Raw genomic sequence first — 13,586 nt, forward strand, 5'->3', positions numbered from 1 at the left:
CCCACAAGGACCTGACATGAGCAAGACTCGTATTGCCTTTATCGGCGCCGGCAACATGGCCGCCAGCCTGATCGGTGGTCTGCGTGCCCAGGGCCTGGACGCCTCGCAGATCCGCGCCAGCGACCCGGGCGCCGAGACCCGCAGCCGCATCCAGGCCGAGCACGGCATCGAAACCTTCGAGAACAACGCACAGGCCATCGATGGTGCCGACGTCATCGTCCTGGCGGTCAAGCCCCAGGTCATGAAAGCCGTGTGCCAAGCCCTGCAACCGAACCTGCAGGATGGCCAGCTGATCGTTTCCATCGCCGCCGGCATCACCTGCGCCAGCCTGCAAAGCTGGGTCGGGGCTCGCCCGGTGGTACGCTGCATGCCCAACACCCCGGCACTGCTGCGCCAAGGCGTCAGCGGCCTGTACGCCACAGCGGAAGTATCCAGCGAACAACGCCAGCAGGCCGAGCAACTGCTGTCGGCCGTGGGCACCGCCCTGTGGCTGGAGCAGGAGCAGCAACTGGACGCCGTGACGGCTGTCTCCGGCAGCGGCCCGGCGTATTTCTTCCTGCTGATCGAAGCCATGACCGCGGCCGGCGAAAAACTTGGCCTGCCACGTGAAACCGCCTCGCAGCTGACCCTGCAGACAGCCTTGGGCGCCGCACGCATGGCGGTTGCCAGCGATGTCGATGCTGCCGAACTGCGCCGCCGTGTCACCTCGCCTGCCGGCACTACCGAAGCGGCGATCAAGTCGTTCCAGGCCAGCGGCTTCGAAGCCATCGTCGAACAGGCGCTGCAGGCTGCGGCTACACGTTCCGCCGAGCTGGCCGAACAACTGGGCAAATAAGGAGCCTCAGATGAATGCACTGTCCGGCGCCGCGATCTTCGTGGTGCAAACCCTGGTCAGCCTGTACCTGGTGATCGTCCTGCTGCGCTTCGTCCTGCAGCTGGTCAAGGCCAACTTCTACAACCCGCTGTGCCAGTTCGCCGTGCGCGCCACACAACCGCTGCTCAAGCCGATCCGCCGGGTCATCCCCAGCGTTGGTGGGCTGGATACCTCGTCGCTGCTGTTGTCGGTGGTCATCCAGGCGTTGCTGATGGCTTTCGTGCTGATGGTCACCTACGGCACCTTCGGTGACATCCTGCACCTGCTGATGTGGGCCATCATCGGTATCACCTCGCTGTTCCTGAAGATTTTCTGGGTGGCGATGATCGTCATGGTGATCGTGTCCTGGGTTGCTCCCAACAGCCACAACCCGGCGGCCGAACTGGCCTACCAGATCAGCGAACCGGTGCTGGCACCGTTCCGCCGCATCGTGCCCAACCTGGGCGGCATGGACATCTCGCCGATCTTCGCCTTCCTCGCGATCCAGGTGATCCAGTCGTTCGTCATGCCGCCGCTGGCCGCCTATGCCGGCATGCCACAAGAGCTGTGGCGGATGATCTGAGCCTCACCTGACCCGGGTTGCTTCCAGCGACAAGCCTCTGCTTGCCGCTGGGGGTAGCGCTCTTTAGACTTACGCCTCCGTCAAGCGTGAGCAGGGTCGATGTCCACTGTCTTTCCCGAAGATTCCGTCGGTCTGGTAGTACCGCAAACCGCCCGGTTCGATGAACCGCTGGCACTGGCTTGTGGCCGCTCCCTGGCCAGTTACGAACTGGTCTACGAGACCTATGGCACCCTGAACGCCAGCGCGAGCAACGCCGTGCTGATCTGCCATGCCCTTTCCGGCCACCACCATGCCGCTGGCTACCATGCCACCACCGACCGCAAGCCGGGCTGGTGGGACAGCTGCATTGGCCCTGGCAAGCCGATCGACACCAACCGCTTCTTCGTGGTCAGCCTGAACAACCTGGGTGGCTGCAACGGCAGCACCGGCCCCAGCAGCGTCAACCCGGCCACCGGCAAGCCCTATGGCGCCGACTTCCCGGTGCTGACCGTGGAAGACTGGGTGCACAGCCAGGTGCGCCTCGCCGAGCGCCTGGGCATCCAGCAGTGGGCCGCCGTGGTCGGTGGCAGCCTGGGTGGCATGCAGGCGCTGCAGTGGACCATCAGCTACCCCGAGCGCGTGCGCCATTGCGTCGACATTGCCTCGGCGCCCAAGCTGTCGGCACAGAACATCGCCTTCAACGAAGTGGCACGCCAGGCCATCCTCACCGACCCCGAATTCCACGGTGGTTCGTTCCAGGACCAGGGCGTGATCCCCAAGCGCGGCCTGATGCTGGCGCGCATGGTCGGCCACATCACCTACCTGTCGGACGACTCGATGGGTGAAAAATTCGGCCGCGAGCTGAAGAGCGACAAGCTCAACTACGACTTCCACAGCGTCGAATTCCAGGTCGAGAGCTACCTGCGCTACCAGGGCGAGGAGTTCTCCGGGCGCTTCGACGCCAACACCTACCTGCTGATGACCAAGGCGCTGGACTACTTCGACCCCGCCGCCGCCCAGGGCGGCGACCTGGCGGCCACCCTGGCCCACGTCAAGGCGGATTATTGCATCATGTCGTTCACCACCGACTGGCGCTTCTCCCCGGCCCGTTCGCGCGAGATCGTCGACGCCCTGATGGCCGCGCGCAAGAACGTCTGCTACCTGGAGATCGACTCGCCTTACGGGCACGACGCCTTCCTGATCCCCACGCCTCGCTACATGCAGGGTTTCTCGAACTACATGAACCGCATTGCCATCTGAGGACAGCATGAGAGCCGATCTGGAAATCATCCACGACTGGATCCCCGCCGGCAGCCGGGTACTCGACCTGGGCTGCGGCAGCGGCGAACTGCTGGCCTCGCTGCGCGACCGCAAGCAGGTCACCGGTTATGGCCTGGAGATCGACGCCGACAACATCGCGGCCTGCGTGGCCAAGGGCGTCAACGTCATCGAGCAGGACCTGGACAAGGGCCTGGGCAACTTCGCCAGCAACAGTTTCGACGTGGTGATCATGACCCAGGCCCTGCAGGCCGTGGAGTACCCCGACCGCATCCTGGACGAGATGCTGCGCGTGGGCCGCCAGTGCATCATCACCTTCCCCAACTTCGGCCACTGGCGTTGCCGCTGGTACCTGGCGACCAAAGGCCGCATGCCGGTTTCGGACTTCATGCCGTACACCTGGTACAACACACCGAACATCCACTTCTGCACCTTCGCCGACTTCGAAGAGCTGTGCCACGAGCGCCGCGCCAAGGTGCTAGACCGCCTGGCGGTCGACCACTTGCACCGCAACGGGTGGGGTGGCCGGCTTTGGCCTAATCTTCTAGGTGAGATCGGCATCTACCGCGTCAGCAGCCCGGGCCTGCAAGAACATCAGCTCGCGGTCTGACGCCCACCGGAGGAATCACCCCATGCGTCGCCTAGCCCTGTTCCTGATCAGCCTGTGCCTGGCCCTGCCGGTACTGGCTGCCGATGCTGCCCGTCCCGAGCGCAAGGAAGTGTTTGGCGACGTGACGGTGCACTACAGCGCGTTCACCTCGAGCATGCTGACACCGGAGGTGGCCGCAGCCACCGGCCTGGTACGCAGCAAGAACCAGGGCGTACTCAACATCGCCGTGCTCAAGGCCAGCAAGCCCGCCACGGCTGTGGTCAGCGGCACGGTCAAGGACCTGACCGGGCGCAGCAGCCCGCTGTCGTTCAAGCAGATCACCGAACAGGGCGCGGTGTACTACATCGCCCAGTTCAAGATCGACCAGGCAGAGACCGTCACCTTCGACCTGAATATCGAAACCGGCGGCATCAGCAACTCCCTCAGCTTCAACCAGGAAGTGTTCCCAGGCGAATGATGAATTTCCAGCAACTCGTATTGGCCAGCCACAACGCCGGCAAACTCAAGGAACTCCAGGCCATGCTCGGCGCGTCCGTGCAACTGCGCTCGATCGGCGAGTTCAGCCAGGTCGAGCCGGAAGAAACCGGCCTGTCGTTCGTCGAGAATGCCATCCTCAAGGCGCGCAACGCCGCACGCATTTCCGGCCTGCCGGCCCTGGCCGACGATTCGGGCCTGGCGGTGGACTTCCTCGGCGGCGCGCCGGGCATCTACTCGGCGCGCTATGCCGACGGCAAGGGTGACGCGGCGAACAACGCCAAGCTGCTCGAAGCGCTGAAGGACGTGCCTGAAGCCGAGCGTGGCGCACAGTTCGTCTGCGTCCTGGCACTGGTGCGCCATGCCGACGACCCGCTGCCGATTCTGTGCGAAGGCCTGTGGCATGGGCGCATCATGTTCGAGGCCAGTGGCGAGCACGGCTTTGGCTACGACCCGCTGTTCTGGGTACCGGAGCGCAGCTGCTCCAGCGCCGACCTGGCCCCTGTGGACAAGAACCAGCTCAGCCACCGCGCCCGCGCCATGGCCTTGCTGCGCCAACGTCTGGGCCTGGCATGATCGAAACGCTGTCCACCCCCGGCGCGGCGGGCTTCACCAGCCTGCCGCCGCTGGCGCTGTACATCCACATCCCGTGGTGCGTACGCAAATGCCCTTACTGCGACTTCAACTCCCACGCTGCCGGGCCTGAACTGCCGGAAGATGCCTACGTCGCCGCCCTGCTGACCGACCTCGACCAGGAACTGGCCGCCGTGCAAGGCCGGCCGATCAGCTCGATCTTCTTCGGCGGCGGTACCCCTAGCCTGTTCAGTGCCGACGCCCTTGGCCGACTGCTGCGTGGCGTAGAGCAACGCATCCCGTTTGCACCGGACATCGAAATCACCCTGGAGGCCAACCCGGGCACGTTCGAGCAGGACAAGTTCAAGGCCTACCGGCAAACCGGTATCAATCGTCTGTCCATCGGTGTGCAGAGCTTCCAGCCAGCCAAACTGCAGGCGCTGGGGCGTATCCACAACGGCGATGAAGCAGTTCGCGCCGCCGGCATGGCACGCGCCGCCGGCTTCGACAACTTCAACATGGACCTGATGCACGGCCTTCCCGACCAGTCGCTCGACGACGCGCTGGGCGACCTGCGCCAGGCCATCGACCTGGGGCCGACGCACCTGTCGTGGTACCAGCTGACCGTGGAGCCGAACACGGTGTTCTGGAACCAGCCGCCCGAGCTGCCCGAGGACGACATCCTCTGGGATATCCAGGAGGCCGGCCAGGCACTGATGGCCGAACACGGCTTCCGCCAGTACGAGGTCTCGGCCTATGCCCAGGCGGGGCGCGCTGCCCGGCACAACCTCAACTACTGGCGCTTTGGCGACTTCATCGGCATCGGCGCTGGGGCCCACGGCAAGCTGACCTTCGCCGACGGGCGCATCCTGCGCACCTGGAAAACCCGCCTGCCCAAGGACTACCTGAACCTGGCCAAGCCGTTCAAGGCCGGCGAAAAGCTGCTGCCAGTCGACGAGCTGCCGTTCGAGTTCCTGATGAACGCTCTGCGCCTGACCGATGGGGTGGAAGCCGAACTGTTCACCCAACGCACTGGTTTGCCGCTGGCACAACTGCGCGAGGCACGCCGCGCGGCCGAACAAAAGGGCCTTTTGCAGGTCGAACCGGATCGACTGGTGGCCACGCCAAGGGGCCAGTTGTTCCTCAATGACCTGCTGCAGTATTTCTTGACCTAAGGATGACCCATGGATCTGGTACTTGATCTGCTCGCGACGGTTTCTCGCTGGAGCCGCAGCAACCTGTCGGAGATTTCACTGGCCTTGGTAGGCTGCCTGCTGGTGCTGTTCGGCACCGATATCAAGGGCTGGATGGAACAGCGCCTGGGCGGCCTGGCGGGCGCCCTGCGCGTACCGTTCATGGCCTTGCTGGTGATGATCGGCAGCGGTGCGGCGCTGATCTATGCCACGCCTTGGGTGCTGAAAGGGCTGAGCCAGTTCAACAACTACGCGCTGGCGCCAGTGTTGCTGGTAGTACTGGTGCTGATCGGGGTGGTGGCGGATCGACGGGGCTGAGCCACGGCCTTGCACTGAACCTTGCAGGAGCAACTGTCTTGCTAAAAATTTAAATGCGCATGCGGTCACTGTGGGAGCGGGCATGCCCGCGAACACCGGCGAAGCCGGTGCCATCCACCGCGTCGCCTGTTTCGCGGGCACGCCCGCTCCCACACAGTCCCGAACGGGCTTGAGCACAGTCATAAAAAAACCGCCCTTCTCAAGGCGGTTTTTTTTCGCCTGCATTTCTGCAGACATCGGCATATCGAAAGGCTTTATCAGCCGGTCAATCCACCTTCTCGAACTTCAAATCCCAAACCCCATGCCCCAGCCGCTCGCCGCGGCGCTCGAACTTGGTGATCGGGCGCTCTTCCGGGCGCGGCACGTAGGTACCGTCAGCCGCACGGTTGCGATAGCCCGGGGCTGCGCTCATCACTTCCAGCATGTACTCGGCATACGGCTCCCAGTCGGTAGCCATGTGGAACACGCCACCGGGCTTGAGCTTGCGTCGTACCAGCTCGGCGAACTCCAGCTGGACGATGCGGCGCTTGTGGTGGCGCGCCTTGTGCCATGGGTCGGGGAAGAACAGCATCAGGCGGTCGAGGCTGTTGTCCGCCACGCAGCGGTTCAGCACTTCGATGGCATCGCAGTCATATACCCGCAGGTTCTTCAGGCCCTGGGTCAGCACGCCGTTGAGCAGCGCGCCAACACCCGGGCGGTGTACTTCCACACCGATGAAGTCCTGTTCAGGCGCGGCAGCAGCCATTTCCAGCAGGGAATGGCCCATGCCGAAGCCGATCTCCAGGGTGCGCGGCGCCGAGCGGCCGAATACCTGGTCGTAGTCCACCGGGCTGTCGGCCAGCGGCAGGATGTACAGCGGGCCGCCCTGCTCCAGGCCACGTTGCTGGCCTTCGGTCATGCGCCCGGCGCGCATCACGAAACTCTTGATGCGGCGGTGCGGGCGGGCTTCGCCGTCGGGGGTGATCGGCGTATCGTGCGATTCAGTCATCAGGGGCTCTTACTTGATCAGACCATCCAGCGGCGAAGAGGCGCTGGCATAGAGTTTCTTCGGCATACGGCCGGCCAGGTAGGCCATGCGACCGGCGACGATGGCGTGCTTCATGGCCTCGGCCATCAGCACCGGCTGCTGGGCGTGGGCGATGGCCGAGTTCATCAGCACCGCTTCACAGCCCATTTCCATGGCGATGGTGGCGTCGGACGCGGTACCCACGCCAGCATCGACCAGCACCGGCACCTTGGACTCTTCCAGGATGATCTGCAGGTTGTAAGGGTTGCAGATACCCAGGCCGGTACCGATCAGGCCAGCCAGCGGCATGACCGCGATGCAGCCGGCTTCGGCCAGCTGGCGGGCAATGATCGGATCGTCGCTGGTGTAGACCATCACGTCGAAACCATCCTTGACCAACACTTCGGCGGCCTTGAGGGTTTCGATCACATTGGGGAACAGGGTTTTCTGGTCAGCCAGTACTTCCAGCTTGACCAGGTTGTGGCCATCCAGCAGTTCGCGGGCCAGGCGGCAGGTGCGCACGGCTTCGACCGCGTCGTAGCAGCCAGCGGTGTTCGGCAGGATGGTGTAGCGGTCCGGTGGCAGCACATCGAGCAGGTTCGGCTCGCCCGGGTTCTGGCCGATGTTGGTGCGGCGCACGGCAACGGTGACGATCTCGGCACCCGAGGCTTCGATGGCCAGGCGGGTTTCTTCCATGTCACGGTACTTGCCGGTACCGACCAGCAGGCGCGACTGGAAATTACGCCCGGCCAGGGTGAAGGGCTTGTCGCTACGAACGTTGCTCATGGTTGTTCCTCGGGAAAAGGTTGCTGGGCTTGCAGGTGAATCGCCGGCCGGAATCAGCCGCCACCGATGGCGTGGACCACTTCGACCTGGTCGCCGTCGTTCAACAGCGTGCTGTCGTGCTGGCTACGCGGCACGATATCCAGGTTAAGTTCCACCGCGACGCGGCGCCCGGTCAGCTCCAGGCGGGCCAGCAGGGCCGCGACGCTTTCGCCAGCGGGCAATTCGTAAGGTTCACCGTTCAGTTGAATGCGCATGCGCACGGCCACCATTGTTCTTTGGGGGCCCGCATTCTAGCGCTGAACCGCCCTGCAACCCAAGGGCGCTGCACGCCATTAGTCGCGATTGTGGACCACCCGGTCAACCGAGCCGCCAGGCTGCCAGGCCCAGGCACAGCCAGCCGGCGAGGAAGCACAGGCCACCAATCGGGGTGATGATGCCGAGCTTGCCCAGGCCGCTGAGGGTCAGCAGGTACAGGCTACCGGAGAACAGCACTATCCCCACGGCAAACAGGCCGCCAGCCCAGCCGACCAGGCGCCCTGGCAGGTGCACCGAGAGCACGGCGACAGCGAAGATCGCCAGGGCATGCACCAACTGGTAGGTCACACCAGTCTGAAAGATCGCCAGATAGTCGGCCGTCAGCCGGCTTTTCAGGCCATGGGCAGCGAAAGCGCCCAGAGCGACACCGGTGAAGCCGAAAAAGGCGGCAAGCATCAGGAAGCTGCGAAGCATGGGACGACTCCTTGGATCGGGTCTGTATAATGGCCCCTTCCACCCGTACGGCCAAGCCATCGTCATGCTGCCAACCCTTCTCCGCCGCCTCTCCCGCGCCCTGCTCTGGTTCGCTGCCGGCAGCATCGTGCTGGTGCTGGTGTTCCGCTGGGTGCCACCACCCGGTACGGCGCTGATGGTCGAGCGCAAGGTGCAATCCTGGGTGAATGGCGAGCCGATCGACCTGCAGCGCGACTGGGAGCCGTGGGAGAACATCTCCGACGACCTCAAGGTCGCGGTCATTGCTGGCGAGGACCAGAAGTTCGCCAACCACTGGGGCTTCGACATCCCGGCTATCCAGGCGGCGCTGGCCTACAACGAGCGCGGCGGCAGCATTCGCGGTGCCAGCACCCTGACCCAGCAGGTGGCCAAGAACCTGTTCCTGTGGTCCGGGCGCAGCTGGTTCCGCAAAGGGCTGGAGGCCTGGTTCACCGCGTTGATCGAGCTGTTCTGGTCGAAAGAGCGGATTCTCGAGGTCTACCTGAACAGTGCCGAATGGGGCAAAGGTGTGTTTGGCGCCCAGGCGGCAGCGCGCTACCACTTTGGCGTCGATGCGAGCAGGCTTAGCCGCCAGCAGGCGGCGCAGCTCGCGGCGGTGCTGCCGAGCCCGATCAAGTGGAGCGCCAGCCGGCCGAGCGCCTACGTGGCCAGCCGGGCCGGCTGGATTCGCCGGCAGATGAGCCAGTTGGGTGGGCCCAGCTACCTGATGCAGCTCGACACTTCGCGCAAGCCTTGAGGGCCTCTTCGCGGGCGCGCCCGCGAAGAGACCGGTAAATCTTGCGCAAAAAAAAGCCGCTCACCCTATGCGGGCCAGCGGCTTTTCCTTACAGCCAGGGCTCGATCAGACCGCGATCAGCGCCTTGACCTTGTTCATCGCATTCTTCTCCAGCTGGCGAATCCGCTCAGCCGAAACGCTGTACTTGTCCGCCAGCTCATGCAACGTGGCCTTCTCTTCCGCCAACCAGCGCTGGTAGAGAATGTCGCGGCTACGCTCGTCCAGCCCTTGCAGTGCTTCGTGCAGGTTGCTGGTGGAGTTGTCGCTCCAGTCGGCATCCTCCAGCTGCACTGCCGGGTCGTAACGGTGGTCTTCCAGGTAATGCGCAGGCGACTGGAAGGCACTGTCGTCGTCAGCTTCCGCTGCCGGGTCGAAAGCCATGTCCTGGCCGCTGAGGCGGCTTTCCATCTCGCGCACTTCACGCGGCTCCACGCCCAGGCTTTCCGCCACGCGGTGCACTTCGTCGTTGTTCAGCCAGGCCAGACGCTTCTTCTGGCTGCGCAGGTTGAAGAACAGCTTGCGCTGGGCCTTGGTGGTGGCCACCTTGACGATGCGCCAGTTGCGCAGGATGAACTCGTGGATCTCTGCCTTGATCCAGTGCACGGCGAACGACACCAGGCGCACGCCCATTTCCGGGTTGAAGCGCTTGACGGCTTTCATCAGGCCGACGTTGCCTTCCTGGATCAGGTCGGCCTGGGCCAGCCCGTAGCCGGCATAGCTACGGGCGATATGTACGACGAAACGCAGGTGGGCCATCACCATTTGACGAGCGGCCTCGACATCCTGCTCATAATAGAGACGCTCGCCCAGATCACGCTCCTGCTCGACAGTCAGCAGCGGGATGCTGTTGACCGTGTGCACGTAGGCTTCCAGGTTTGCACCGGGTACCAGGGCATAGGCAGGTTGCAACGATGTGGTCATTCAAGAACCTCCGACTTACAGAACTCGCGCCTTGTGGGCGCTGCCAACATTGACCTGGAACGACGGTACAAGTTCCATAGTGAAGAATTTGTCAATGCTGGCACGTAAAAACTATCGCGGCGCCAGCTCGTTCAGATGGCGGGCCACTGCGATCCATGCACCGATATACCCCAACAGCACCGCTCCGATCAAGAGCGACAGACCATCGGACGCCGGCACCCCGCCCAGGGCGAAGTCGCTGCCGTACAGCCCGGAAAGCCCTACCACCGCCTCGTTCAGCCAGTTCAGGCCAAACGCCAGGATGCCCCATGCGATCACCCCTGCACCCAGGCCATACAGCGCGCCCATGTACAGGAAAGGCCGGCGTACGTAGGCATCCGTGCCACCGACCAGCTTGATCACTTCGATCTCGGTACGGCGGTTTTCAATGTGTAGACGAATTGTGTTACCGATTACTAACAGCAGGGCGGAAATCAGCATCACGGCCAGGCCAAAGACAAAGCGGTCACCCAGCTTGAGGATGGCCGCCAGGCGCTCGACCCAAACCAGGTCAAGTTGCGCCACTTCCACCCGCGGCAGCTCCGACAGGCGCTGGCGCAGGGCTTCCAGGGCCGGCTTGTCGACTTCGGTAGGGGTCACCACCACCACGCCAGGCAGCGGGTTGTCAGGCAGTTCACGCAGGGCTTCGCCCAGGCCGGACTGTTGCTGGAACTCCTCCAGCGCCTGCTCGCGGCTGACATACTGCGCGTCGGCCACGCCAGGCATGCCCTTGATCTCGTCGCGCAGCGCCTCGCCTTCGCGGCTGCCGGCATCGAGCTTGAGGTACAGCGAAATCTGCGCGGCGCGCTGCCACGAGCCGCCAAGCTTTTCGACGTTCTTCAGCAGCAGCGACAGGCCCATGGGCATGCTCAGCGCCACCGCCATCACCAGGCAGGTGAAGAAGCTGCCGATCGGCTGCTTGCCCAGCCGACGCAGGCTGTCGGCCATGCTGGAACGGTGGCTTTCCAGCCAGGCATGCAGCAGCGTGCGGAAATCCGGGCCGTCATCGTCGTCGTGCTTTTTCTTCGCCGGTTGCGGGTCGGCCGGTTTCGGCGCAACCCGCTCGGAAACCTTCGGCGTACGTGTAGTGCTCATTGCCCGGCCTCCCCATCGCCGATCAAGCGGCCGCGCTGCAAGGTCAGCATGCGGTGGCGCATGCGCGCAATCAGTGCCAGGTCGTGGCTGGCGATCAATACCGTGGTACCCAAGCGGTTGATGTCCTCGAACACCCCCATGATCTCCGCGGCCAGGCGCGGGTCGAGGTTACCGGTGGGTTCGTCGGCCAGCAGCAGGGCTGGCTGGTGAACGATGGCGCGGGCGATGCCCACCCGTTGCTGCTGCCCGGTGGACAGGTCGGCCGGGAACAGCTCGCCCTTGTCGGCCAGCGACACTCGCTCCAGCGCCGAGTCCACGCGCTTGGCGACCTCGGCCTTGGACAGGCCGAGAATCTGCAGCGGCAAGGCGATGTTGTTGAACACCGTGCGGTCGAACAACAGCTGGTGGTTCTGGAACACCACGCCGATCTGCCGGCGCAGGAACGGGATCTGCGAATTGCTGATCTGGCCCAGGTCCTGCCCGGCCAGCATCAGCTTGCCGCTGGTCGGGCGCTCCATGGCCAGCAGCAGGCGCAGCAAGGTGCTCTTGCCCGCGCCCGAGTGGCCGGTGACGAACAGGAATTCGCCCCGGCGCGCCCGGAAACTCAGCTCATGCAAACCCACATGACCATTGGGATAGCGCTTGGCAACCTGTTCGAATCGGATCATGTTCAGTCTCGCTCGGCGAACAGAGCCTTGACGAACGGCTCGGCTTCGAAGGTACGCAGGTCGTCGATGCCTTCACCGACACCGATGAAGCGGATCGGCAGCTTGAACTGCTTGGCCAGGGCGAAGATCACCCCGCCCTTGGCAGTGCCGTCCAGCTTGGTCAGGGCCAGGCCGGTCAGTTCGACGCTCTGGTTGAAGTACTTGGCCTGGCTGATGGCGTTCTGGCCGGTGCCCGCATCGAGTACCAGCAGCACCTCGTGCGGCGCCTCGGCGTCGAGCTTGCCGATGACCCGGCGAACCTTCTTCAGCTCTTCCATCAGGTTGTCTTTGGTGTGCAGGCGGCCAGCGGTGTCGGCGATCAGCACGTCGACGCCACGAGCCTTTGCGGCCTGTACGGCATCGAAGATCACCGAAGCGGAGTCGGCGCCGGTGTGCTGGGCGATCACCGGGATCTGGTTACGCTCGCCCCACACCTGCAGTTGCTCGACCGCAGCGGCACGGAAGGTGTCGCCAGCAGCCAGCATCACTTTCTTGCCTTCGAGCTGCAGCTTCTTGGCCAGTTTGCCGATGGTGGTGGTCTTGCCGGCGCCGTTCACACCGACCACCAGGATCACATAGGGCTTGTTCTGCGCCTGTACCACCAGCGGCTGCTCGACCGGGCGCAGCAGCGCAGCCAGTTCTTCCTGCAGCGACTTGTACAGGGCATCGGCGTCGGCCAGCTGCTTGCGGGCAACCTTCTGGGTCAGGTTCTGGACGATGGTGGAAGTGGCTTCCACGCCAACGTCGGCGGTCAGCAGTCGGGTTTCGATTTCGTCGAGCAGGTCGTCATCGATGACTTTCTTGCCCAGGAACAGGCTGGCCATGCCCTCACCGATGCTGGCGCTGGTCTTCGACAGGCCCTGCTTGAGGCGGGCGAAGAAGCCGGGCTTGGCCTGCTCGGCCTGCGCGGCGACCGGGGCTGCAGCCACAGGGGCAGCAGGCTCTGGTGCAGGGCGTTCCGGGATGGCGGGCGGCGCTTTCGGCTCCAGATCCGGCACCAGGGCCACGGGCTCTTCGGCAACCGGCAGCACCAGGTTGCTGACCGGCGCGACCGGCTCGACGACCGGGGCCGCCTCGACAGGGGCTGGCTCGACCGGGGCCGCCTGCAAGGGCATGGACGCGACCGGCTGCGGTGCAGGTGCCACCAGTGGCTGGGACGCGACCGGCTCGGGTTCAGGGGCCTGCAACGGCTGAGAAGCAACCGGTTCGGGGGCAGGGGCCTCGACCACCGGGGATTGGACGGGTGCGGCGACCTGCTGCGGTTCTGTCAGCTGTGGGGCCGCAGGGGCCTGAACGGGTTCAGGGGCCTGTGGCGCTTCGGCGGTAGCCCCCTCGACCGGAGCGGCTGTAGGCTGCTCGACGGCTGGGAGTTCATTCGCGGGCACGCCCGCTTCCACAGGTTGCTGCGGTTTCTTGCGAAACCAGCTGAACAGGCCTTTCTTCTCACCAGCCTCGGCCGGCGCTTTTTTGTCGTCGTTGGAACCAAACATGGAAGACGGCTATCTCAGGGTAGCGATGGGCCAGCTATGGCGCATCGGGAATTCTCTCTACGCAGAACAGACTATCTTGAAGCCGGCTGGTTCATGCGCAACGTTTTGTCTTAGTGTCCTGCGGGCCAGAACGGCGAC

Annotated in this window: 17 protein-coding genes; 9 read left to right on the forward strand and 8 right to left on the reverse strand. The window is 64.3% G+C overall.

Translation table 11 applies throughout. The features are described 5' to 3' along the window. Positions 1 to 16: 16 nt before the first annotated feature. The 8 genes from proC to CAG44_RS01110 all read left to right on the forward strand — a co-directional run bounded on the left by proC (position 17) and on the right by CAG44_RS01110 (position 5,861). Positions 17 to 835: a pyrroline-5-carboxylate reductase gene (proC, locus tag CAG44_RS01075; protein WP_025340969.1), complete on the forward strand. Its 819-nt coding sequence runs from the start codon at positions 17 to 19 to the stop codon at positions 833 to 835. A gap of 10 nt (positions 836 to 845) precedes the next feature. After that, positions 846 to 1,436 carry a YggT family protein gene (locus CAG44_RS01080; RefSeq protein ID WP_013974619.1) on the forward strand — a complete coding sequence of 197 codons (591 nt, stop codon included), beginning with the start codon at positions 846 to 848 and terminating at the stop codon, positions 1,434 to 1,436. A 99-nt stretch (positions 1,437 to 1,535) separates the two neighbouring features. Further along, positions 1,536 to 2,675: a homoserine O-acetyltransferase gene (locus CAG44_RS01085; RefSeq protein WP_025340970.1), complete on the forward strand. Its 1,140-nt coding sequence runs from the start codon at positions 1,536 to 1,538 to the stop codon at positions 2,673 to 2,675. A gap of 7 nt (positions 2,676 to 2,682) precedes the next feature. Continuing rightward, positions 2,683 to 3,303: a methionine biosynthesis protein MetW gene (gene metW, locus CAG44_RS01090; protein ID WP_015272149.1), complete on the forward strand. Its 621-nt coding sequence runs from the start codon at positions 2,683 to 2,685 to the stop codon at positions 3,301 to 3,303. A gap of 22 nt (positions 3,304 to 3,325) precedes the next feature. Next, positions 3,326 to 3,760, forward strand: a complete 435-nt coding sequence (locus CAG44_RS01095; RefSeq protein WP_085691429.1) for a DUF4426 domain-containing protein — start codon at positions 3,326 to 3,328, stop codon at positions 3,758 to 3,760. After that, positions 3,757 to 4,353: an RdgB/HAM1 family non-canonical purine NTP pyrophosphatase gene (gene rdgB, locus CAG44_RS01100; protein ID WP_003257822.1), complete on the forward strand. Its 597-nt coding sequence runs from the start codon at positions 3,757 to 3,759 to the stop codon at positions 4,351 to 4,353. Before CAG44_RS01095 ends, rdgB begins: the two co-directional genes overlap by 4 nt. After that, positions 4,350 to 5,525, forward strand: coding sequence for a radical SAM family heme chaperone HemW (gene hemW / locus CAG44_RS01105; protein ID WP_075046652.1), 1,176 nt, complete (start codon positions 4,350 to 4,352; stop codon positions 5,523 to 5,525). Before rdgB ends, hemW begins: the two co-directional genes overlap by 4 nt. A gap of 9 nt (positions 5,526 to 5,534) precedes the next feature. Further along, positions 5,535 to 5,861, forward strand: coding sequence for a DUF3392 family protein (locus CAG44_RS01110; RefSeq protein ID WP_085691430.1), 327 nt, complete (start codon positions 5,535 to 5,537; stop codon positions 5,859 to 5,861). Positions 5,862 to 6,126: 265 nt separating this feature from the next. On the opposite strand, the gene trmB is transcribed toward CAG44_RS01110, so the two are convergent. From trmB to CAG44_RS01130, 4 genes are all read right to left on the reverse strand, one after another. After that, complete coding sequence (trmB, locus tag CAG44_RS01115; RefSeq protein WP_013974624.1) at positions 6,127 to 6,849, reverse strand: tRNA (guanosine(46)-N7)-methyltransferase TrmB; 723 nt, start codon at positions 6,847 to 6,849, stop codon at positions 6,127 to 6,129. Between the two features lie 9 nt (positions 6,850 to 6,858). Beyond that, positions 6,859 to 7,653: a thiazole synthase gene (locus CAG44_RS01120; protein WP_075046653.1), complete on the reverse strand. Its 795-nt coding sequence runs from the start codon at positions 7,651 to 7,653 to the stop codon at positions 6,859 to 6,861. 53 nt (positions 7,654 to 7,706) lie between these two features. Further along, on the reverse strand, positions 7,707 to 7,907 hold the full coding sequence (gene thiS / locus CAG44_RS01125; protein WP_003257817.1) for a sulfur carrier protein ThiS: 201 nt from the start codon (positions 7,905 to 7,907) through the stop codon (positions 7,707 to 7,709). Between the two features lie 103 nt (positions 7,908 to 8,010). Beyond that, positions 8,011 to 8,382 (reverse strand): DUF423 domain-containing protein, encoded by a 372-nt coding sequence (locus CAG44_RS01130; protein ID WP_015272153.1) that lies wholly within the window; start codon positions 8,380 to 8,382, stop codon positions 8,011 to 8,013. A 64-nt stretch (positions 8,383 to 8,446) separates the two neighbouring features. Between CAG44_RS01130 and mtgA the strand changes: the two genes are divergently transcribed. Further along, the gene (mtgA, locus tag CAG44_RS01135) at positions 8,447 to 9,157 is read left to right on the forward strand and encodes a monofunctional biosynthetic peptidoglycan transglycosylase (protein ID WP_085691431.1); all 711 of its coding nucleotides are present in this window, start codon (positions 8,447 to 8,449) and stop codon (positions 9,155 to 9,157) included. Positions 9,158 to 9,262: 105 nt separating this feature from the next. Here the strand turns inward: mtgA and rpoH are convergent, their stop codons facing one another. The 4 genes from rpoH to ftsY form a co-directional block, all read right to left on the reverse strand. After that, positions 9,263 to 10,117: an RNA polymerase sigma factor RpoH gene (gene rpoH, locus CAG44_RS01140; RefSeq protein WP_015272155.1), complete on the reverse strand. Its 855-nt coding sequence runs from the start codon at positions 10,115 to 10,117 to the stop codon at positions 9,263 to 9,265. A 111-nt stretch (positions 10,118 to 10,228) separates the two neighbouring features. Continuing rightward, a complete protein-coding gene (ftsX, locus tag CAG44_RS01145; RefSeq protein WP_085587707.1) occupies positions 10,229 to 11,251 on the reverse strand; it encodes a permease-like cell division protein FtsX in 1,023 nt (340 codons plus the stop codon). Continuing rightward, the gene (ftsE, locus tag CAG44_RS01150; RefSeq protein ID WP_013974630.1) at positions 11,248 to 11,919 is read right to left on the reverse strand and encodes a cell division ATP-binding protein FtsE; all 672 of its coding nucleotides are present in this window, start codon (positions 11,917 to 11,919) and stop codon (positions 11,248 to 11,250) included. The genes ftsX and ftsE overlap by 4 nt, the downstream gene beginning before the upstream one ends. Positions 11,920 to 11,921: 2 nt before the next feature. Then, positions 11,922 to 13,448 (reverse strand): signal recognition particle-docking protein FtsY, encoded by a 1,527-nt coding sequence (ftsY, locus tag CAG44_RS01155; RefSeq protein WP_085691432.1) that lies wholly within the window; start codon positions 13,446 to 13,448, stop codon positions 11,922 to 11,924. Between the last annotated feature and the right edge of the window lie 138 nt (positions 13,449 to 13,586).

It is taken from the genome of Pseudomonas sp. B13(2017) (genome assembly GCF_002113245.1).
Lineage (GTDB): Bacteria > Pseudomonadota > Gammaproteobacteria > Pseudomonadales > Pseudomonadaceae > Aquipseudomonas > Aquipseudomonas putida_Z.